General features: G+C 50.8%; 18 protein-coding genes and 1 pseudogene. 4 read left to right on the forward strand and 15 right to left on the reverse strand.

Annotated features, from left to right (window positions below; genetic code table 11):
- Nucleotides 1–9: 9 nt before the first annotated feature.
- Both trmB and BQ7483_RS12825 read left to right on the forward strand, forming a co-directional pair.
- The gene (gene trmB, locus BQ7483_RS12820) at nt 10–768 is read left to right on the forward strand and encodes a tRNA (guanosine(46)-N7)-methyltransferase TrmB (RefSeq protein WP_072546157.1); all 759 of its coding nucleotides are present in this window, start codon (nt 10–12) and stop codon (nt 766–768) included.
- A gap of 14 nt (nt 769–782) precedes the next feature.
- Nucleotides 783–1,883, forward strand: coding sequence for an Mrp/NBP35 family ATP-binding protein (locus BQ7483_RS12825; protein WP_072546158.1), 1,101 nt, complete (start codon nt 783–785; stop codon nt 1,881–1,883).
- Between the two features lie 163 nt (nt 1,884–2,046).
- Here the strand turns inward: BQ7483_RS12825 and BQ7483_RS12830 are convergent, their stop codons facing one another.
- Nucleotides 2,047–4,008, reverse strand: coding sequence for a M56 family metallopeptidase (locus BQ7483_RS12830; RefSeq protein WP_072546159.1), 1,962 nt, complete (start codon nt 4,006–4,008; stop codon nt 2,047–2,049).
- Nucleotides 4,009–4,106: 98 nt separating this feature from the next.
- Nucleotides 4,107–4,472: a BlaI/MecI/CopY family transcriptional regulator gene (locus tag BQ7483_RS12835; RefSeq protein WP_022020984.1), complete on the reverse strand. Its 366-nt coding sequence runs from the start codon at nt 4,470–4,472 to the stop codon at nt 4,107–4,109.
- Nucleotides 4,473–4,723: 251 nt separating this feature from the next.
- Here BQ7483_RS12835 and BQ7483_RS12840 point away from each other — a divergent pair, with 251 nt between their 5' ends.
- Complete coding sequence (locus tag BQ7483_RS12840) at nt 4,724–5,572, forward strand: exodeoxyribonuclease X C-terminal domain-containing protein (protein WP_072546160.1); 849 nt, start codon at nt 4,724–4,726, stop codon at nt 5,570–5,572.
- Between the two features lie 4 nt (nt 5,573–5,576).
- Here BQ7483_RS12840 and BQ7483_RS12845 read toward each other — a convergent pair whose 3' ends face one another.
- The 7 genes and pseudogenes from BQ7483_RS12845 to BQ7483_RS12875 all read right to left on the reverse strand — a co-directional run bounded on the left by BQ7483_RS12845 (nt 5,577) and on the right by BQ7483_RS12875 (nt 15,338).
- Nucleotides 5,577–6,566, reverse strand: a complete 990-nt coding sequence (locus BQ7483_RS12845) for a metallophosphoesterase family protein (protein WP_022020982.1) — start codon at nt 6,564–6,566, stop codon at nt 5,577–5,579.
- A gap of 61 nt (nt 6,567–6,627) precedes the next feature.
- Nucleotides 6,628–7,107, reverse strand: coding sequence for a 2-C-methyl-D-erythritol 2,4-cyclodiphosphate synthase (gene ispF, locus BQ7483_RS12850; RefSeq protein ID WP_022020981.1), 480 nt, complete (start codon nt 7,105–7,107; stop codon nt 6,628–6,630).
- A 34-nt stretch (nt 7,108–7,141) separates the two neighbouring features.
- Nucleotides 7,142–7,759 carry a fumarylacetoacetate hydrolase family protein gene (locus tag BQ7483_RS12855; RefSeq protein WP_022020980.1) on the reverse strand — a complete coding sequence of 206 codons (618 nt, stop codon included), beginning with the start codon at nt 7,757–7,759 and terminating at the stop codon, nt 7,142–7,144.
- Nucleotides 7,759–8,421 (reverse strand): redox-sensing transcriptional repressor Rex, encoded by a 663-nt coding sequence (locus BQ7483_RS12860; protein ID WP_139247662.1) that lies wholly within the window; start codon nt 8,419–8,421, stop codon nt 7,759–7,761. Before BQ7483_RS12860 ends, BQ7483_RS12855 begins: the two co-directional genes overlap by 1 nt.
- Nucleotides 8,422–8,647: 226 nt before the next feature.
- Nucleotides 8,648–10,687 (reverse strand): RagB/SusD family nutrient uptake outer membrane protein, encoded by a 2,040-nt coding sequence (locus BQ7483_RS12865; RefSeq protein ID WP_072546162.1) that lies wholly within the window; start codon nt 10,685–10,687, stop codon nt 8,648–8,650.
- An 11-nt stretch (nt 10,688–10,698) separates the two neighbouring features.
- Nucleotides 10,699–13,833 (reverse strand): annotated as a pseudogene (locus BQ7483_RS12870) (SusC/RagA family TonB-linked outer membrane protein).
- Between the two features lie 290 nt (nt 13,834–14,123).
- Nucleotides 14,124–15,338: a transposase gene (locus tag BQ7483_RS12875; protein ID WP_072545385.1), complete on the reverse strand. Its 1,215-nt coding sequence runs from the start codon at nt 15,336–15,338 to the stop codon at nt 14,124–14,126.
- A 445-nt stretch (nt 15,339–15,783) separates the two neighbouring features.
- Here BQ7483_RS12875 and BQ7483_RS12880 point away from each other — a divergent pair, with 445 nt between their 5' ends.
- On the forward strand, nt 15,784–16,131 hold the full coding sequence (locus BQ7483_RS12880) for a translation initiation factor (protein WP_072546163.1): 348 nt from the start codon (nt 15,784–15,786) through the stop codon (nt 16,129–16,131).
- Nucleotides 16,132–16,199: 68 nt separating this feature from the next.
- Here BQ7483_RS12880 and tsf read toward each other — a convergent pair whose 3' ends face one another.
- From tsf to BQ7483_RS12910, 6 genes are all read right to left on the reverse strand, one after another.
- Nucleotides 16,200–17,192: a translation elongation factor Ts gene (tsf, locus tag BQ7483_RS12885; RefSeq protein ID WP_072546164.1), complete on the reverse strand. Its 993-nt coding sequence runs from the start codon at nt 17,190–17,192 to the stop codon at nt 16,200–16,202.
- A 130-nt stretch (nt 17,193–17,322) separates the two neighbouring features.
- On the reverse strand, nt 17,323–18,162 hold the full coding sequence (gene rpsB, locus BQ7483_RS12890) for a 30S ribosomal protein S2 (RefSeq protein ID WP_022020976.1): 840 nt from the start codon (nt 18,160–18,162) through the stop codon (nt 17,323–17,325).
- A gap of 180 nt (nt 18,163–18,342) precedes the next feature.
- Nucleotides 18,343–18,729 (reverse strand): 30S ribosomal protein S9, encoded by a 387-nt coding sequence (gene rpsI, locus BQ7483_RS12895; RefSeq protein WP_021846901.1) that lies wholly within the window; start codon nt 18,727–18,729, stop codon nt 18,343–18,345.
- A gap of 6 nt (nt 18,730–18,735) precedes the next feature.
- Nucleotides 18,736–19,197, reverse strand: a complete 462-nt coding sequence (gene rplM, locus BQ7483_RS12900; protein WP_022020975.1) for a 50S ribosomal protein L13 — start codon at nt 19,195–19,197, stop codon at nt 18,736–18,738.
- 315 nt (nt 19,198–19,512) lie between these two features.
- Nucleotides 19,513–20,916: an asparagine--tRNA ligase gene (gene asnS / locus BQ7483_RS12905; protein ID WP_072546165.1), complete on the reverse strand. Its 1,404-nt coding sequence runs from the start codon at nt 20,914–20,916 to the stop codon at nt 19,513–19,515.
- Between the two features lie 30 nt (nt 20,917–20,946).
- Complete coding sequence (locus BQ7483_RS12910) at nt 20,947–22,353, reverse strand: pseudouridine synthase (RefSeq protein ID WP_072546166.1); 1,407 nt, start codon at nt 22,351–22,353, stop codon at nt 20,947–20,949.
- Nucleotides 22,354–22,388: the final 35 nt, after the last annotated feature.

The following is a 22,388-nucleotide window of genomic DNA, read 5'->3' on the forward strand; positions in this document are numbered from 1 at the left end:
AACTGATTTATGGGAAAAGGAAAATTAGCGAAATTTGCAGATATGGCACGTTATCCACACGTGTTCGAGTATCCCTACTCGGCGGTGGACGACGTGCCATTCGACATGAAAGGCCGGTGGGGCGAGGCGTTCTTCAAGAACGACCGCCCCATTGTGCTGGAATTGGGTTGCGGCCGCGGCGAATACACCGTGGGCCTGGGCCGACTCTTCCCCGAGAAGAATTTCATCGGAGTGGATATCAAGGGGGCTCGCATGTGGACGGGAGCTACCGAGTCGCTGCAGGCGGGCATGACCAACGTGGCCTTCCTGCGCACCAACATCGAAATCATCGACCGCTTCTTTGCCCCGGGCGAGGTGAGCGAGATATGGCTCACCTTCTCTGACCCGCAGATGAAGAAGGGCACCAAGCGGCTGACGTCCACCTACTTCATGGAACGCTACCGCCGCTTCCTCGTGGACGGCGGACTGGTGCACCTCAAGACGGACAGCAACTTCATGTTCACCTACACCAAGTACATGGTGGAGCACAACCACCTGCCCGTCGAAGTGATGACCGAAGACCTCTACCACTCCGGCCTGGCCGACGAGATACTTGGCATCCGCACCTACTACGAGCAGCAATGGCTGGACCGCGGCCTCAACATCAAGTACCTCCGCTTCCGACTGCCGCACGAGGGCATCCTCACGGAACCCGATGTGGAAATCGAGCTGGACGACTACCGGAGCTACAACCGCAGCAAGCGGAGCGGACTTCAGACAAGCAAATAAAAAACAGATATATTATGACTCTCTATCCGAAACTCATTCTCGACGCACTGGCCACCGTGCGCTATCCGGGCAACGGCAAGAACCTTGTCGAAGCCGAAATGGTGGCCGACAACCTGCACATCAACGGCATGAAGGTCAGTTTCTCGCTCATCTTCGAGAAACCCACCGATCCCTTCATGAAGTCCATGCTGAAATCGGCCGAGACGGCCATCCACACCTACGTGTCCCCCGACGTGGAGGTGACCATCACCACCGAAAGCCGGCAGGCCGCCCGCCCCGAGCCGGGCAAAATGTTGCCGGGCGTGAAGAACGTCATCGCCGTATCGAGCGGCAAGGGCGGCGTGGGCAAGAGCACCGTGGCCGCCAACCTAGCCGTGGCCTTGGTGAAGCTGGGCTACAAGGTGGGCCTGCTCGACGCTGACATCTTCGGTCCCTCCGTTCCCAAGATGTTCCAGGTGGAAGACGCCCGTCCCTACGCCGAACGCATCGATGGTCGCGACCTCATCGTCCCCATCGAGAAGTACGGGCTGAAGCTGCTCTCCATCGGTTTCTTCGTCAACCCCGAACAGGCTACCCTGTGGCGTGGCGGCATGGCCAGCAACGCCCTGAAACAACTTGTGGGCGATGCCGACTGGGGCGACCTGGACTACTTCATCCTTGACACCCCTCCGGGCACGAGTGATATCCACCTGACGCTGCTCCAGACACTTGCCATTACGGGCGCCGTCATCGTCAGCACGCCGCAGCAGGTAGCCCTGGCCGACGCACGCAAGGGCGTGGACATGTACACCAACGAAAAGGTGAACGTACCCATCCTGGGACTGGTGGAGAACATGGCGTGGTTCACTCCCGCCGAACTGCCGGAGAACAAGTATTACATCTTCGGCAAGGACGGCTGCAAGCAGCTGGCCGAAGAATTGCACGTGCCGCTGCTGGGACAGATTCCCATCGTGCAGAGCATCTGCGAGAGCGGCGACAAGGGTACACCCGTAGCTCTTGACTCGGACACCGTCACCGGCCGCGCCTTCCTCCAGCTGGCTGCCGCCGTGGTGCGCCAGGTAGACAAGCGCAACGTGGAGATGGAGCCGACACGGATTGTGCAGGTAAAGAAATAAAAAAATCACCACAGAGCAACGAGGGCGTTTCTGTTTCACCACAGATTACCCAGATTGACGCAGATATTTTGTTCATCTGTGATAATTCGGATAATCCGTGGTGAATATTTTCGGGAGCACCCTGTCCTCTGTGGTGAATCAATTATGTATAAGAGAGAATTTACTATTGCAGACGGAACGTGATCGGGAAGGAGTACTTCACGTTTACCGGCGTGCCGTCCTTGGTACCGGGTGTCCAGTCGGGCATGGTACCGGCCACGCGCAGGGCTTCCGCATCCAGACTGGGGCTGACGCTTTGGACAATTGTGGCGTTGGTCGCTTTTCCTTTGGTGTTGACAATCACCGATACGACGACTCTTCCCTGTATACCCTTCGCGCGGGCGTCAGCCGGATACTTGACGTTTTTGCTGAGGTATTGCATCAGGCCTGTCATGCCGCCGGGAAATTCGGGCATCTTGTCCGCGACTTCATATACTTCGCCCGTCACGGGGGCGTCGGGGGTTCGGTAGCCCACTACTATCATCTCGTCTATCTTCTCCACCGGTTCGGAGGGGATGCGGAACATCACGGGGACCGTATATTTCACTCTGACCGGCTTGCCTTTATGGGTACCCGGTTCCCATCGGGGCATCATCTTGATAACGCGGATGGCTTCAGCATCCAGGTCGGGATTGACACTTCTCAGTATTTTTACGTCATCGATGCTTCCGTCCTTATCGACAATAAACTGCAGGGTGACGCGTCCCTGCACTCCGGCCTTGATGGCAGCTTCGGGATAGCGGATGTTTTCGTTCAGATACTGCATCAACGCCTGCATACCTCCGTTGGGGAAGCGGGGCATGTTTTCCACGACTTCGTAGATTTCATCATCGGCAGTAGAATGCGTAATGTTTGCCGGAATCAACTCAATGACCATCTTCTTGGAATCCATTTGAGCCAAAAATTCAGGTGTACACCACCGCATCAACATACTGCCGTCACCTTTGGCATGTTCAAACAGAATACTCGCTTGAGGTGAAGTCACTATATGAAACTCTCCTTGAGCGTTAACCGTACTTGTGGTAACAGACTGGAACTTCTGGTCGATGATAATTCTAACCTTTCCAATCGGATTGCCCGCTTCGTCTACAATCTTTCCTTTATAGGTCACCAGCTCAGTTTTCTCCTGTTGTGTCGATGGGGCCCAAAGCTGTGCTTCAGGCGTTTCGGCAGGCGTGACGGTCTCGAAAACTTCAGCTGTAATTCTCTGTGTGGCACGTGCCACGGCCTCGATGTTGCTGACAATCATCAGCAGGGCGGCCAGCGGGAGAAACATCAGGTACTTGGTTCTCCCTATTGCTCGGGTTCTTCGTTTGTTCATCATCATGATACGCTTTTTTAAGGGTAAGACATTGAAACTATTATATATGGTTGCTGCAGCCTTATGATGTGACAAACCCAACAGGTGATATTGGTAGGTACGCGAGTCGTGGCCGGTCTCCAGAACCTTTTCATCGGCCAGATACTCCAGGTTGGTCCGTATCTCCCGCTTCATGAGCCAGGCAAAGGGATTGAACCAGCAGACGATGCACGCCAGCTCTCCTATCAGCACGTCGATGGAATGCCATTGGCGGGCATGAGTACACTCATGAGTCAATATCTCGTGCAATTCTTCGGCAGTATGCGTACCGGGACAGACAAATATCCAGTGGAAGAACGAGAACGGGCCTTCCGGTCGCGGAAGCAGGTGTACGGTAGTCCCGTCTATTTTCTGCGTAGGGCAACGACGTGCCAAGCGGACGATGCCTGCCAGCTGTACAAGACAACGCACGGCCAGCAGGACTGCCACAGCCCAGTAGGCCATGCCGATACCGTCGGCCATCAGCAGCTTCCTGTCGGTTTCCGTCTGCACCGTGGGAGTGATTTCCGGCAAGACCACGGTTGCATAGAGGTCGGCCACGGCCACCATCGGTTCCTGCCGCTCGACCCAGGTCTGGATGTTGAACAGCGGTACCACAGCCGACACGGCAAAGAAGCACAGCAGGGCCGTCCGTCTCCAGACGAAGAACGTATCCTTGTAGAAAAACAGCCGGTAGAAGGCATAGAACAAGGCAATCGCTACATTGATTTTCAGAAAATAGACCATCGTATCAGTGGTAAATGGTTAATGAATAATGGTTAATGACGAGAGATGGAAAGCAGGCTGGCGGTTTGCAATGCGCGCCGCCCACCGTTCACCGCCCATCACTTCTCCTTGCCTTTCTCTATCATCTCAATAATATCTTTCAGTTCCCCGGCCGAGATCTTCTGATCTTTGGCGAAGAACGACACCATTTCCTTGTATGAATTGGCAAAATAGTTGCGCACAAAGCCGCTCATGAACGTCCGCTTGTACTCACTTTCCGGAATCAGCGGTTTGTAGTAGTAGGCATTTCCCACATGCGACGGCTTCACATACTGTTTCCGCTCCAGGTTCTTCACTACCGAAGCCACCGTCGTATAGGGAGGTTTCGGTTCGGACATCTCAGCCAGAATGTCTTTGATGCAACAATTCTCCAGTTTCCAGATGTACAACATCACATCTTCTTCTTGTTTCGTTAATTTTTCCATGGAATAAAGTTCTAAAATTGAATTCGCCACAAAGCTACGATTAAATCGTAATATAGCAATAAGCAGAGCGTTAATAAGTATAAAAGAGTAGAAAATATTTTCGGGAAGCACAAAGGGCACAAGCTGTTCCTCCCATCAAGCATGACAGAAGACAGCCGGTACAAGCCATCACCGGCACTCACGATTTTCCTTGAAAGATTTGCTTTTCTCGTCCGAAATCACTATCTTGGACAACAGATAAACCGACGGCCATGGCACAACTGAAACTTCCGCATCTCTCCGACAACGAACAAGCCCTGCTGTACCAGAAACTCAACCAGTACAACCGGGGAAGAGCCTCCTACAAAGAGGCCGGTGCCTACCTGCTCGTGCTTCCGCGCGAAGGCAAACCCCTGTACACCCTTTGGATTTATGCGCCCCTGCCCAGCCGGCAGTCCATCTTCTACCTCTGCGACCTCTCGGCCAACATCCACGAAGCCCTGCGCATGGCCAGCACCCTCTGCTTCTACTCCACCCGCTGCCTGTTTCTCATGGAATACAACGCCAAACGCATGCAAAGCAAAGGCGAAGACCTGATACCCTTCGGCAAATACCGCGGCCACTTCCTGCACGAGATTCTGAACATCGACCCGGCCTACATCGGCTGGATAGCCTACAAGTTCGAACCCCGCATCCCCAAGCAGGCTCGCCTCGCCCTTATTGCCCGCATCTACTACACGGCCTATCAGGACATCCAACGCAGGAGAATGTATCAGAAACCTACAGGCAGCTTCCTCGGAAAAGAGGGGGACAGGCTGGAAAACCTGACACTGACGGTGACCGCCGTACGGATAGAAGACAATCCCTACCGGACCTGCGTACGCAACGGAACTCCCTTCTTCTACGTCCGCCAGCAGCTCCGGCTGAAGGACGCGGAGGGCAACTGCGTCGCCCTCACCGTCAACGCCCGCACCGCCAGCCGCCACTCGTGTACACTACCTGCCACGGAGCACGCCTACCAGGTGGGCGAAACCCTGAAAATAGCCTCGGCACGGGTGGCCCGCACCTACATGGTGGGACGTACACCGTACACAAGGCTGCACTACGTCCGACTGCTGTAACATCCTATTTCTTCACGAAGCTGTCGGGATAAGTCGCACGGTTCACCTGCCGCCCGCCAGCCAGGTCAATCCACGTATCAAACGTACGCCGGCCTTCCTTCAGCACGATGACACGTGCGCCGTTGGACAGGTGGTTGTAAACGGTGTTTCCGCCCGTATAGCGTCCGTAGGCCAGCAGGATGCCATGCCACATCACGGCATAGTCGTTGTCATGGTCGTGCCCCACGAAGACGCCCATCACATCGCCCGCCTCCTTCATGGCAGTGAACATGCCCGTATTCAAAGCGGGTGCACAAGCTTTCTCCATGCGTGTACCCACCAGAATGGCCCCTTCATCGGAAGCAGCCCGGTTGAATTCGGGTAGCGGAATGTGAAAGAAAGACAGGGCTGGCAACGGCTGTCCCCCGTTGGCCTCCGTAAACGCAGCACTCTGGCGGCGGTAGTTCTCCACCTGGTCGAACGTCAGCCAGTCGTACCCCTTCACATCCTCCAACTTGGAATACGAATGGGAATCGAAGAAATAGAGCACGGCAGCATGACCGCCTTTCCCGTCGGACGACTGCACCGTCAGCGTATAATCCGGCGAAGCCTGCCCGGCACGGTCGGGCATCAGGCAGCCCGGTACGGAGCGGATGAGGTCGTACAGCTGTGTACGGGTCATGCCCTGCTCGTCGTCATGATTCCCGAACGTTACAACAAACGGCACCTGATGGGCCGATACCCGTTCGAGCACCGTCCGCATCCCCTTGTCGGCAGGTGCGGCATAGATGACGTCGCCCGTCAGCACCACCAAGTCGGGACGCTCCGCCTCCAGCACTTCATCGATACGCTCCAACGCGATGTCCGAGGCCGGATTGCCATACTTGAAATGCACGTCGGTAAACTGGACAATCTTGAACTCACCCGCCTGGTTGAACTTCAAGGTAGCGCTCTGGGCATACAGGGTGACCCACCCCATCCCCAGCAGAAACAGGAAAGACAAAATACGTTTCATGGGAAAAGAAACCAAAGAAATAAATTATGAATCGTGAACAATAAACGCCGATACCTCAAACCTATTCTTTCACCACCAGCACCGTCGCATACGCCGAAATGCCTTCCTCGCGGCCTGTGAAGCCCAGCTTCTCGGTCGTGGTGGCCTTGATGGACACGTCGTCCTCGTCGACCCCCATCACGCGGGCCAGCGTCTGCTGCATCTCGGGGATGCGTGCCTTCAGCTTGGGGCGTTCGGCACAGACGGTAGCGTCGATGTTTCCCACCGTGTAGCCCTTGGTGGCAATCAGTTCCACGGTCTTCTTCAGCAGAATCTTGCTGTCGATGTTCTTGAACTCACCGGCCGTATCGGGGAAATGGTAACCGATGTCACGCATATTGGCCGCCCCCAACAGGGCATCACAGATGGCATGTATCAGCACGTCGGCATCGCTGTGTCCCAGCAATCCTTTCTCGTGCTCCAGGCGTATGCCGCCCAACCACAACTCACGGCCTTCCACCAGCTGGTGGACATCGAAGCCGAAACCTACACGTATTTTCATAATGGAAAATGGAGAATGGATCATTGAAAATTCTTCATCGGATATGGAAGTCGAGCAGCTTCTCGTCGCCCAAATACCCCTGCAGATGCTGGCCGATGCTCACCGGCCCCACACCGACCGGCGTACCGGTAAAGAGCAGGTCGCCTATCTTCAGCGTCATGAAGCGGCTGACGTAGGCGATGATGTCGTCCACGCGAAACAGCATGTCTGCCGTACAGCCGCGCTGCACCGTCTGTCCGTCGATATCCAGGTGGAAGTCCAGCCGCTGCACGTCGCCCCCCACCTGCTCCAGCGGTACAAAAGTGCCGATGGCCGCCGAGTTGTCGAAGCCCTTGCAGAGTTCCCACGGATTGCCCGCCTCGCGAAAGCGTCGCTGCAGGTCACGGGCCGTAAAGTCGATGCCCACCGTCACCGCATCGTAATACCGGTGCGCAAAGCGCGGCGCGATGTGCTTGCCCAGGCGGCAGATGCGCACCACCACCTCGGTCTCATAATGGACCTCGTTCGAGAAGTCGGGAAGGAAAAACGGCTTGCCATCCTTCAGAATGGCCGAGTCGGGCTTCATGAAGATGACCGGTTCCTTGTTTTCCTGCCGATGCCCCAGCTCCTGGTTGTGCAGGGCATAGTTCATTCCTACAGCTATAATCTTCATTATTTGATTTCATTAAAGTTCAGACGGTTGAACATCACGGCCAGATGGGCATACAGCGACGTGTTCTGTACGACGATGTTCTCGGGCACCCGGATGCGGAAGGGGGTAAAGTTCCACACGGCCTTGATGCCGCCCTCCACCATGTAGTCCGTAATCTGCTGGGCAATCTCGATGGGTACGGTCAGCACGCCGATATGCACGTCGTACTCCTTCATCTTCCGGGGGAATTCATCGGTATGAAAAATGGGAATGCCGTTCAGCTTCGTGCCGACCAAAGCGGGATTGACGTCAAAAGCCGCCACAATCTCCAGGCCGAAGTGCCGCAGACCGGAGTCGTGGAGCAAGGCGCCTCCCAGACTTCCCACACCGAACAGGAACGCCTTGTGCAGGTTGGTGAAGCCCAGGAAATCCTCGAGCACGGCAATCAGGGTATCCACCTCATAGCCCACCCGCGTACGTCCCGAAATATTGACATACGAAAGGTCCTTGGCTATCTGCGAGGCGTCTACATTGATTTCCTTGGATATCTGGGTGGAAGACACATAGCGTTCTCCCTTCTGTTTCAGCAACTTGATATTGGAAAGATACCACGGAAGACGGCGCAAGGTAGGCTCGGGCACTGTCATACGATTCTTAAGTTGAATTGCCAAGTTCGTGGTCATTCTATTCATTATAATATCGTTAATAGTTTGGCAAAAGTAGTTCTTTTTCCGCAAAAGGCGGATGACAGTTAACATAATTTCCACTTTGAAACAGGTTATCCGATCACAAGGTCCCTTTACTTTTTACAGTTTCCGATAGGAGCCGTACCTTATCTAACAAAAACTGCCCGCACACCCTCCTCAAAGGATGTACAGGCAGTTATGAATTCAGGCAGTCATGCCGTCTTTATTTCTCTGCTTCCATATTAGGTTTGGTAGGCCATCCCCAAGTCTGGTAAAGGACAGACGTATCAATCGACTCATCTGGCGACAATAGTTCGATTTCACGAATCGGCATCGGAGAATTATAGTGAGCGTTCATCCAAGTATAACCATTGAAGACAGGATTGCTGCTCTGGATGCGATAAGGACGAACATACTTGCTCTCGGCACTGGAAGAGATGTTGGCTTTCTCATTCTCTGGTCCTTCAACAAATGTTACAATATTCTTTTCATCATAACCTTCGCCGTCATAGATTGCTGTCCGGTACATACTTGTCCAAAAGTTACATCCTTCGGGAATAAAGTAGGAACCAACCAATTGATCCATAGCCGACCAGCGAACAAGATCATCCCAACGCATGGCCTCACCAATAAACTCACAACGACGTTCACGACGAATGTTGTACAAAGTAGCATCAACCAACTGTCCTTGTGAATAGGCTCCCCAGTCGCCCTTGGCCTCCTGGGCCATGTCAGTAGCGTTGATGGTCTTATTAAAATCGGCATCCACTCCGGCACGTGTACGGACAGCTTTCCAGTAAAGTTCTGACGTAGCATCCAATCTTCCATCTTTCATGTACTGAGCTTCGATGTAGTTCAGATAAGCCTCTACACCACGGAACAAGATCTGGCCGATGGTCCCCTCTGCCTTACCATATACGTTTTGGGTCTTGTCAAAGCTTTCGCCCTTACGCATACGGTAACCGGTCATATCACCCATTTCGTTGACACGTTGCGGAACCAGTACCGGCAAGAACTTATGCACCTCATCATTGCCAGTAGAAAGGATAGGCAAGTTATTACTTTCACCAAACACGAACAACTGCAGACGTCCGTCTCTGTTTGCTTTCACATTGTCGAGTGTTTCATCGCCCATATAGGGTTTCTCATCAGAAGCAGCATAAATAGGCAAACCGTCCTCCATCAAGAAGCTCTCAATGTAGCCCTTGAGCAAGCCATTATAGGAACCGGTAACAATATAGGCCGACACACCACTGGCAATAGTAGCCGTACCAACCGAACCATAGGCTTTCCACATCAAGACTTCGTCAATCCCTGAAAGATCCTGGGAAGAGAACATCTCGAAATAGGGATTCCAACCGGTAGAAGGAGACAGAGGATTCTGGTCCAGCACCATAGTATTGGTAGTCAAGGTTGTAGCATCGGCCACCGCCTTGGCTGCCTCCATAGCCTGCGTCAGCAAGGAATTGACATGCGCATTTACATCCAGCTGATATCCCGGATGTACTTTTTCGCCCGGCCATCCTTCATCACCCGGTACTCGTCCGGTTCCCTTGTGATATTTCTCATAGGAGGCTTCGTACAACGCCACACGCGACTTAACGAGCAATGCCACCTGCTTGTTGATTCTGTTGTTTGCTTCAAAACCTTTTTCATGCAACATACTGATTGCTTTATCCAAATCGGAAAGAATAAAATCAGCCACTTCATTACGGGGCATACGTTTACCATGAGCAATCAGGTCCTCTTTATTGTCCGTCAGTACATCAGTTACAATAGGGTAGTCACCGTAGGTCTTCAAGCGAGAAAAATAGATCCAAGCTCTGATAAAATACATCTCACCAATATAATGTCTGGCATCAGCCTCATTGCTTGCCGCATATACACCGGCCTCGTATTTAGGAAGAACGGTCTCAAAGAAATAGTTACAATAACGGATCAAAGACATACCCAAGTCGCCACTCTGAGAAACTTTCCAATAGTCTTTGGTAAAGCGCGACTGGTTGGCCGCTCCAGCCACCATATTATCAGTATTGGCGTCACCATTCAGAACACTACCCTGGCTCCATCCTGTCGGATAAGTAAACAGATTGTTATATTGGGATATTGCATACGAACCTAATTGGTCTGATGTCTCGAAATATACTTCCGGTGTCACCTGATCCAACGGAGCCAAGTCCAAAAAGTCGTTGCAAGAGGTAGCAAACAGACCTGCACCTGCCAGCATATATGCTGCAAAAATGCCTTTATATTTTTTTATCATTTGTCTTTTTTTTAGAAGTTAATATTTACACCCACAGAAATGACGCGCTGCAAAGGATAAGTTTTACCAGAATCGCCATACAACGAGCCGATGTTTTCAGGGTCGAAAATCTTACTCATCTGAGTGAACGTAAGCAGGTTATCGCCGGATACATATACTCTGACGTTCTCAATACCAGCCTTTCTGGTCAGAGTCTGAGGCAACGTATAACCCAATGTAATATTCTTCAGACGGCAATAAGCACCGTTCTGCAGATAGCCGGTCTGTGTCTGATGGTTACGGCCAGTCCAGGACGGACGTGCATAATACGCATCAGTATTTTCGGGTGTCCAATAATCCAAGTGTTCAGTGAACACATTAGACTGCCACATGCCACCATTCGTACCCCAGAAATAGGTACCGCCCAACCACAGATCACGCTTGGCTGTACCCTGGAAGAACAAGCGCAAATCAAATCCTTTCCACGCACCATCCAGAGTGATACCGTAATTGTATCTGGGAGTTGAGTTTCCGATTACTCGTCTGTCACCCGGATCGTCTACAGTATTAGAACCCGAGTTAACTCTTCCGTCGCCGTCCAAATCAGCGTACATGATATCACCGGCACCCCATCCGCTGCCCAACGAGCTCTGGTCTGTGTTAGCCAGATGCGCCTGCATTTCTGCATCGCTCTGGGCTATGCCGATTGTCGTATAACCCCAAATCTCGTTCAGCATCTTACCTTCATAATAAGCCTGATTAAGGGACTTGGAAGGATTCGGGTAGCGTGTAACCTTCTGTTGTGCATCAGACAGATTGAAGTTCACACCATAGGAGAAATCACCTATCTGGTCACGCCAGCCAACCTCTAATTCAAAACCGTAGGACTTCATATCACAATTGTTCACATCAGGAACCGATGATCCCAGCAAAGAAGAAAGTTCGGGAGCAGGACCAACCATATCCAATGTTTTACGCTGGAAATAACCGATGCTACCAGTCAAACGATTGTTCAACAAGGCAAAATCAAGACCGACATCCCAAGAGCGGATGGTTTCCCACGTCATAGACGCACTGACGATACCTGGGTTGCTGGCATAACTGGGCAAAGTTCCGTTGATAATCCATGAATAGTTTGTACCTTGAGGCAGAGACTGATAGAAAGGATACCAGTTGTCGATGTTTGTATTGCCAAGTTCACCCCACGAAGCTCTCAGCTTCAAGGTAGAAATCGTCGTCTTTTCTCCAAAGTCCTCAAAGAAGCTTTCGCGTGCAATATTCCATCCGGCAGAGAATGAAGGGAAGAAGCCTCATCGTTTGTTGCCTATAAATCTGGAAGAGCCGTCATAACGACCGTTCGCTTCGACCATATAACGGTCCTTGTAACTATAGTTGATACGGCCAAAGAAACCGGCTACCGCATTATGGGCATAGCCACCACTGGCGATATCAGCATCCGTAGCGGTGTCCAATGTAGGAACATCCGATGAAATCAGACCGTCACGCTGTGCTGTAATGTTACGGGTAGTATATTTCTCGGCGTTAAATCCCAACAATACTTTAAAGTAATGCCCGCTGTCAAAAGTTTTCGAGTAGTCCGTATAAATATTGGTTGCGAAATAGTTCTCTTTATAAGTATATTCCTGAACACGACTCTGTCCCGGTGAATAAGTTCCGTCACCCATGCCCCATGCCATCGGTTGTTGGTTTCCATTCACGTCCCAATAGTAGACCGGAAGTACTTCCCAATGTTGGTAGGTAGTTTGTGTGCGCATGGTACCGTCCACATTGATATGCCAATCCTTGATGGGTTCGAACACAAATGCCAACTGGTTGGTATAATAATCTTTCTGATTCTTGTGACGTCCACCGTTCTCCATCTGTTCGATTTCACTTTCGTTCATAGGATAGCCATTCGGATCATATGCCGGCTGAATGGGCCATTTTCTGGCAACATTGTGGAAGAACAGACCAGTCATGTAAGTCGGACGGCTAAAATCTTCACGGGTCCAGCGGGTAGTATACGTCACCTTGGCCCAGCTTGCGAGTTCGGCAGTAATTTTACCATTCATCGTGTAACGGTTCATTTTGTCTTCACCATGACGGCTCAGACCGTTTTGTCCCAAGAAATTACCGCTAATCATGTATTGCACCTTCTCATTGCCACCACTGATGCTAAGGTTGTGCTCCTGAGAAGGCACCCAGCTTTTATAGAACTCATCAAACCAGTTGACATTGTCATAGGCACCTTCGTTCCACTTGGCCCAAACATTGCCGTTTGCCACAGTAGACTGTTTCAACTTACCGTCCAAATAATCCTTGATATTCTGCATATAAGCATCATTGAAGATAGGAGTTCCACCGTCATTTACATTAGCTGCGTTGAACATTTGGGCAAAGCTGTATGAATCAGCCACATCAGGCACACCGATACCGTCATTGAAACGGACATTACCCGAATAGTTCACACGGGTCTTGCCAGCTTTACCGTTTTTGGTGGTAATAAGGATAACACCAAAAGCCGCTCTTGCACCATAAATAGAAGAAGAAGAGGCGTCTTTCAATACCGAAATGTTTTCAATGTCATTGGGGTTCAGAGCATTCATATCACCCTCAACACCATCTATCAAGACCAGCGGAGAAGCACTCGAGCCAGAACCGATTGTACCGGCACCACGAATGTTGAAACTCATTGTACCATCCAGTGAACCTCCATTATTACTTACGGACATATTCAGACCGGGAATCTGGCCTTGCAGAGCTTGAGAAACGTTAGCCACCGGACGAGACTGCAACACCTCAGAGTCAACCATAGAAACAGCACCCGTCAAATTCACCTTTTTCTGAGTACCATAACCTACCACTACTACTTCATCCAGCATCTGAGCATCTTCCAACAGAGTAATTTTCAAAGGTTGTCCGTTCCACACAATTTCCTGAGAGACATAACCCACAAAAGAGATTTGAAGTGTAGCACCCACTTCCACACCTGACAATGAAAAGTCACCATCCAATCCTGTTATAGAACCATTGGTGGTACCTTTCACAACTACAGATGCACCGATCACACTCAAACCGGCAGCATCCAACACAACACCCTTACACATTTTGTCCTGTTGCTGAACAATGGCAGACTTAGTGCCATAATCAGGTATTGCACTTACCATGCCCGTAGTCATAGAGCTTAGGAAAAGCAGCATACCTACTGATTTCGTGATTTTAACCATATACTTATCTTTAAAAATTAATAAGGTCAACAAACAATCCTTCAGCCAGAACCGAATAGCACCTTTCAGCTGAAAAAGCATTCATTTTTGCAAATATATATAATTATTTTTACACTACTACTATTTTCACAAGTTTTTTTCAAACTTTATATTCAAAAGAGGCCGTTTATAGCCATTTCCATTTATTCTAATTTTGTTTAATACAATAGTTCGTTAACCATTAGCCTAGCCTAAGCGGCTTTGGCAGTAAATAAAATGAGTTCTTTGAAAAGTCTGTCAATTAAATGCGTGTCTGGTTCAATCCCAGACACGTGAATAAATCGTTCAAGCATGTAAGCATTGTGTATGACTGACTTGCATGATGATATGGAATATTTTATTCCCATCCTCTTACAGGCAGCCTTGGCAAGGTTTATCGCTGCAAGTGATGCATTAAAGTGAAATGCCAGTTTCCTGAAGTCTGTAGACTGACAGTTTGTTATTCCGGCATATTGCTTGGCATCACGAAAGCAAAATTCGAGTTGGAAACGTGTCCTGTAAAAGTCCAGAACATCCTGTGCGTTCTGTGTTTCGTCCGTAGAGAAATACAGCTGCCATTTGTCCGTTCCATCCATAGGATACCATACAGCCAGGCTCACAAAGCGTTTGAGCGCTTTGGAGTATGCTTTCAGTCCGTAAAGTTTACCCTTGTTCACTTTGTACTCGGTACATCTTGTGATGTCCAGATTTTCAAAGTCAATTTTCTCGTCATGTAATTTTGGACGTCCGCGTTTTCCTGTCCTATTTTCTAAGGTGGGATAAAACAATACGGCATCATTCCTGAAACGGCTTATTACGTGGAAACCGTTATCGTACAATGGTTTGATGAAAGTTGCCTTTGAAAAGAACGCATCACATACGACTGTGCCAGAAATACGTTTCAGCTGTTCCTGTATGCTGATAAGGTAAGAGCTGTACCAGTCAACAAGATTCTTCTCACAGCTTTCCAGCGTTGCGTTGTCAGGTGTCTGTACAGAACCCAAAGTCATACATTCATGGTTGTCAACGTCTATAACTCCAATACCGGTTATTTCCAGTCCGCGTTTGTATTCACCGGCACAACCGGACCAGAAATAGCCAATCCATGGCGTTTTGCTGCCTGATTTTGGAATGAAAGACGGATCAACGGCTATCGCCTTACGACCACCTTTAAGGTGTTCTCTAATGATGGCTTCATTGAAGGAAAACCAGTCAAAGCCATCATTCTCAAAATTGTTTCGGTATGTCTGTTCTGAGAAACATCCATATCGTCCCATTTGTAGGAAATTGATGCGGTCAGGTATGGCCATGAACAATTTTATTGCATCCATGAATACTTTCTGGAAAGATTTGCTTATATTTACAACTGATTCGAGAGCATTCCTGCACTCGGATTGGTATTGCATAAGGAGTGATTCTTTGGTCATAATTAAAAGTGGTGAGATACTTCTAATTTACTAATAATCAACAAATTATGCAATACTTTCATGCTTTATTTTCAGCTATTTATCATATATTTTTCATCACTTTTCTTACCCCTTAACGATTCATTCTTGACAGTATTTCAATGATCTCTTTAATAATATTGAACTGGCTAACACCGATTCTATTATTTAATTAAATTTATCGGTAAAAATTTACCGAAGTATTGTTAATAACCACCAATATCATCTTGAAAATATCAAATTTTAACCAATAAGATAAAATTCCTCCTGTATCGAAAAAGGAAACATACAAAAACAAATATCAAGACAGAAGTCTGACAGGGAAAGGGCACATCAGAAAAAAAGCAACACCATTGCAAAATAGCCCACAAAATGCTATATTTGTTCAGACAAAAAGAACAAAAAGTAACCCCAAACAAGAAAAAAAATGAGAAACAACGACTGGAAAGACCGCCTGAACGTGGTCTATTCCACCAATCCCGACTTCCGTTATGAGATTAGGGACGAAGAGGAAACCTCCACCCTGCCCCCTTCCCAGCAGAAGCTGCGCGTGCAGCTCGACCGCAAGAACCGCGGCGGCAAGGTAGTGACCCTCGTCACCGGCTTCACCGGCAGCGACGACGACCTGAAGGAACTAGGGCGGCTGCTGAAGAGCAAGTGCGGCGTAGGCGGCACGGCCAAGGACGGCGAGATCATCGTCCAGGGCGACTTCAAGCAGAAAGTGCTGGACCTGCTGAAGCAGGCCGGCTACACACAGACCAAGCCGGTGGGATAAACCCGCAAAAAAAGAGAGCGCATCCGCAGATACGCTCTCTTCGTTTATTTCGACATCCGGACCGGATATTATTCGGCACGCAGAGTGAAACGCTTGAAGTCTACCACCTTCAGTTCGGGATCAGCTTCCTTCAGCACTTCTCTTACCGTCTTCTTGGCGTCCATCACGTCTTCCTGGTTCAGCAGGCAGACTTCCTTCAGGAACTTGCCCAGACGACCCTTGGCAATGTTCTGGATCATCTGTTCGGGCAGGTGGGCAGCCTTTTCGGCAGAAACCGTAGCGATGATTTCCTTTGCCTTGGCTACATCCTCAGCCGTGATCCAGCCCTTGGCCATGTTGCTTTCCATGTGCTCTTCGCTGTCCACGTGGGCAGGATTGATGCCGGCTTTCTTCAGGGCAGCCTCTACAGCCTTCTGTACCTGCTCGGCCTTGGTCTTCTCGATAGCCACTTCAATTTCTTTCTGCTTTACGTCCTCGGGCACACCGTCTTCGTCGATGGCGATGGGGTTCATGGCAGCAATCTGCATAGCTACCTGCTTGCCCAGCTGCTCGTCCACCTTCTTGTTGAAGGCTACGATGGTGCAGAGGCCGTTGCGGTTCATGTGGTTGTAAACCACTGTGTCGGCACCCTGAACAGTCAGATAACCGTCGAGTTCCATCTTCTCGCCCGTGATACCGCTGCGGTCTGTCACAGCCTGAGCCACCGTTACGTCGCCCAGCTGCAGCGCCTTCACTTCGTCCAGCGTCTTGCACTTGTTGGCAACGGCCAGGTCCAGGATGTCCTGAGTCAGTTTCACGAAATCAGCGTTCTGAGCCACGAAGTCAGTTTCGCACTTCAGGGCGATGATTACGGCAAAGTCGCCGGTTGTCTTAGCCAGCACGCAGCCTTCGGAAGCCTCGCGGTCCGAACGCTTGGCAGCTACGGCCTGTCCCTTTTCGCGGATAATCTTCATTGCCTTGTCGAAGTCGCCTTCTGCAGTGGTCAAGGCGTTCTTGCAGTCCATCATACCAGCACCGGTCATTTTGCGGAGCTTGGTTATATCAGCCATTGTTACAGCCATAATTTCTTCTATCGTTTTAAAGTTAATAATACTCTTGTTCAGAAAGCAGTTGAGAGTTGAGAACAGAGAATTGAGAATTGCCGTTTAAAGTAACTCTCAACTTTCAATTCTCAACTCTCAACAATATGTTTTAAGCCTCTTCGTCTTCCTTCATGAAGGCAGCAGCCTTGGAAGCGTTGATAGCTTCTTCGTCCGACTTGTCCAGACGAGCCTTGGCAGCTTTCTTCTTGCCACCCTTGTTGGCAGGAGCCTCACCGGCAGCTTCCATGTCAATCTTCTCGGCCTTGCGTTCTTCCAGACCTTCCTGCATTGCAGCGCAGCAAGCGTCCAGGATGACCTCAACAGACTTGGTAGCGTCGTCGTTGGCGGGGATTACGAAGTCTACATTCGTAGGATCGGAGTTCGTGTCCACGATACCGAATACGGGGATACCCAGACGGTTGGCTTCGCGAACGGCGATGTTTTCCTTCATTACGTCTACCACGAACAGAGCAGACGGCAGACGGGTCAGGTCAGCGATGGAACCCAGAGTCTTGTCCAACTTGGCACGCTGACGGGAAATCTGCAGGATTTCTCTCTTGGAGAGGTTCGAGTAAGTACCGTCGTTAGTCAGCTTGTCGATGGTAGCCATCTTCTTAACGGCCTTACGGATAGTCGGGAAGTTGGTCAACATACCACCCGGCCAGCGCTCGATTACATAAGGCATGTTTACAGAGGCAGCCTTGTCGGCAACCACCTGCTTAGCTTGTTTCTTAGTAGCAACAAACAGGACTTTCTTTCCTGATTTGGCGATTTGCTTCAAAGCTTCGGCAGCTTCGTCAATTTTAGCAACCGTCTTGTTGAGGTCAATGATATGAATACCATTGCGCTCCATGAAGATATAGGGAGCCATTGCGGGGTTCCACTTTCTTTTCAGGTGACCGAAGTGGCAACCGGCCTCCAGTAATGTATCAAAATTTGTTCTTGACATTGTCTTTTTAATCTTAAATCGTTTACTTTCTTTTTTGTTTTTCTAAACCAACCGCCGGGTAGCCTGGTCCGTAGGGAGAAGAGTCCCGGTAGTTTAGATGCTAAACGCTTTTTCAGTTGAGAGTTGAGAGTTGAAAGTTGAAAATCATGCAACTTGTCCGCCCCAACCAATCTGCAACTCTTAACGTTTGCTGAACTGGAATCTGCGACGTGCTTTGGGACGACCCGGTTTCTTACGTTCAACAGCACGCGGGTCACGAGTCATGAAGCCTTCGGCACGCAGGGCAGCCTTGTCTTCCGGATTGATCTTCACCAGTGCACGGGCGATAGCCAGACGCAGGGCCTGAGACTGGCCGGTGAAACCACCACCGCAGAGGTTTACTTTGATGTCATACTTTTCAGCTACGCCGAGCTTGTTCAGCGGCTGCTTAACCACGTACTGGAGAATGCTTGAAGGGAAATACACAGCAAGGTCTCTCTTGTTAATGGTAATTTTTCCAGTACCTTCGCTTACGAAAATACGTGCAATAGCACTTTTACGTCTGCCTAATGCATTTACTACTTCCATCATCTCTTATTTAAGTGCGTTAATATCTATCATTTTGGGGTTCTGAGCCTCATGCTTGTGTTCGCTGCCGGCATATACATACATGTTGCCCAGCAGTTTGGCGCCCAGCTTGTTCTTGGGGAGCATGCCCTTCACTACCTTTCTCAGCAGCTTGTCCTCGCCGTTCGGTTTGGCCTTCAGGCGGGCGGGGGTCATCTCTCTCTGGCCACCGGGATAGCCGGTATAGGACAGATAAATCTTGTCGGTCCACTTGTTGCCAGTCATTTTCACTTTGTCGGCATTGATAATGATTACATTATCGCCACAATCTACGTGAGGGGTAAAGTTGGGTTTATACTTTCCTCTCAACAGTTTCGCAACTTTTGCGCCCAGACGGCCCAATACCTGGTCTGTAGCGTCAACGATGACCCATTCTTTCGTCACCGTAGCTTTGTTTGCAGAAATGGTCTTGTAACTTAAAGTATCCACTCTTAAATGTTTTTTAAAATGTTACTACTAAATGTTTTTCTTCACCACCAGCCAACCGCCCCGGACAAAGGTCGATTAACTCGCTATGAATTAATTGCTTATCCTTTTTAGATAATAATCGGCTTGCAAAGGTACGGTTTTTCTGCTAACTGACAAACGATTTAGTCATTTTTTTGTCTGACAGTCAGAGCAGAAACCATACTTCCACTAAAAACAATCACCACAGATTACACCGATTTCCACAGACCGGCACTGCATCCAATCTGTGAAAATCCGCGTAATCTGTGGTGAAGTCTATGCGGAATGCCGTTTCAATCAGAACTCGGCGTTGCGCGGCGTACGCGGGAAGGGGATTACATCGCGGATGTTGGCCATACCCGTCACGAACAGCAGCAGGCGTTCGAAGCCCAGACCGAAACCGGCATGCGGACACGTGCCATACTTGCGGGTGTCCAGATACCACCACATGTCCTTCATCGGGATGTGGAGCTCGTTGATGCGGGCCATCAGCTTGTCGTAGTTCTCCTCACGCACACTTCCGCCGATGATTTCGCCAATCTGCGGGAACAGCACGTCGGTGCCCTGCACGGTCTTGCCGTCCTCGTTCTGCTTCATGTAGAAAGCCTTGATTTCCTTCGGATAGTCTATCATGATGACCGGCTTCTGGAAGTGCTCCTCTACCAGGTAGCGTTCGTGCTCGCTGGCCAGGTCGCAGCCCCAGTACACGGGGAACTCGAACTTGTGCCCTTTGGCCACGGCGTCTTCCAGAATCTGAATGCCTTCCGTATAGGGCAGGCGCACAAACTCGGTGTCGACCACCTTCTGCAGGCGCTCTATCAGTCCCTTGTCCACCATCTTGTTGAGGAACTCCAGGTCGTCACGGCAGTTGTCCAGCGCCCATTTCACACAGAACTTGATGAATTCCTCTTCCAGGTCCATCAGTTCGGCCAGGTCGGCAAAGGCCACCTCGGGCTCTACCATCCAGAACTCGGCCAGGTGGCGCGGCGTGTTCGAGTTCTCCGCACGGAACGTGGGGCCGAAGGTATAGATGGCGCCCAGGGCCGTAGCAGCCAGCTCGCCTTCCAGCTGACCGGATACCGTCAGGCTGGTCTGCTTGCCGAAGAAGTCGTCGTCGTAGATGATGGAACCGTTCTCGTCCTTCTTCAGGTCGTAGAGGTTCTTCGTGGTCACCTGAAACATCTGGCCGGCTCCTTCGCAGTCCGACGCCGTGATGATGGGCGTGTGGAAGTAGAAGAAGCCCTTCTGATGGAAGAAGGTGTGGATGGCGATGGCCATGTTGTGGCGGATGCGGAACACGGCGCCGAAGGTATTGGTACGCGGACGCAGGTGGGCAATCTCGCGCAGGAACTCCATGGAGTGTCCCTTCTTCTGCAGCGGATACGTGTTGTCGCAGGTGCCCAGCACCTCGATTTCACGGGCCTGGATTTCCGCCTTCTGTCCGGCGCCCACCGACTCCGTCAGCACGCCGTTCACACTCAGGCAGGCGCCCGTGGTGATGTCCTTCAGCACAGCCTCGTCGAAGTTGGCCAGGTCGACCACAATCTGTACATTATTTATTGTAGAACCGTCGTTCAGCGCGATAAAGTTTACCTGTTTGCTACCTCTACGGGTGCGTACCCATCCTTTCACGTTGACCATAGCGCCGAAGTCTTCACGCTTCAGCAGGTCCACAATCTTTGTTCTACTGATCTTTTCCATAACTATACATTTATATATATACTATATAATTTATTCAAACGACCCCATTCGCAGGTAGTTCACCTCCTGCTCGGTCAGGTAACGCCAGTCGCCGCGACGCAGTCCTTTCTTCGTCAGCCCTGCGAAATAAACACGGTCCAGTTTCACCACCTTATATCCCAACGATTCGAAGATACGGCGCACAATGCGGTTCTTTCCCGAGTGGATTTCGATACCCACATCGTTCTTCTTGTTCTCGTCGGTATAGCTGATAGCATCTGCGTGGATTTCACCGTCGTCCAGCTGTATGCCGGCGGCAATCTGCTCCATGTCGGCCTTTGTCAGGTTCTTGTCCAGATGGACATGATAGATTTTCTTCTTCAGATACTTGGGATGCGTCAGCTTCGAAGCCAGGTCGCCGTCGTTGGTCAGCAGCAGCACGCCCGTCGTGTTGCGGTCCAGTCGGCCTACGGGATAGATTCGTTCCTCGCATGCGCCCTTCACCAGGTCCATCACCGTGCGGCGTGCCTGCGGGTCGTCCGATGTCGTCACCGTATCTTTCGGCTTGTTCAGCAGCACGTAGATCTTGCGCTCGATGCTCACCACCTGGTCGTGGAACTTCACTTCGTCTCCACGCTTGATCTTCGTACCCAGCTCGGTCACCACCTGTCCGTTCACCGATACCACTCCGGCCGTGATAAACTCGTCTGCCTCACGGCGCGAGCATACACCGGCATTGGCCAGGAACTTGTTCAGACGAATCGGCTCGTTCGGATCCACAAACTGTTCCTTGTATTCTATCTGTTTCTTCTTGCTGTACTTGGCATTCGGGTTATAGTCTGCCGTACGCGGACGCTGCGGACGCCCGTATCCCTGACCGTAGCTGTTGCCCTGTCCGTAGCTGCTCCGTCCGCCGTTCGGATTGAAGCGCGGACGCTGCGGACGTTCACCGCCCTCGGCGTTCGGATTGAAACGCGGACGCTGCGGGCGATCACCACCCTCGGCGTTATAGCGCGGACGCGGACTGTAGCCACCCCGTTCGCTGTTGGGGTTGAAGCGCGGACGCTGCGGACGCTCACCGCCCTCGGCGTTCGGATTGAAACGCGGACGGAAGGGACGCTCGCTGCCGCCGTACGAACGCTGCGGACGTTCGCCACCTTCATCGCCGCTGTTGAAGCGCGGGCGATAGCTGCTGCCATACGCACGCTGCGGGCGGTCGCCCTGGTTGTCGCCACTGCTGAAGCGCGGACGGTAGGAGCGGTCGCTGCTATAAGCCTTCTGTGCACGTCCGCCGTTCTCGCTGCTGTTGAAGCGTGGACGGTAGGGACGGTCGTTGTTGTCACGGTTGTAGGAAGAACGGCCGAAACCGGCCCCTTTGTACTGATTGCCATCACGGTCAGCACCTTCATTTCTGTCTGTACCCGACGCTTCGCGCCAGTTGTCATTTTCTGTACTCATTTTCTTTTTTATTCGAATAAAATTAAACCTGTTGG

The sequence above is a fragment of the Mediterranea massiliensis genome, assembly GCF_900128475.1.
GTDB lineage: Bacteria > Bacteroidota > Bacteroidia > Bacteroidales > Bacteroidaceae > Bacteroides > Bacteroides massiliensis_E.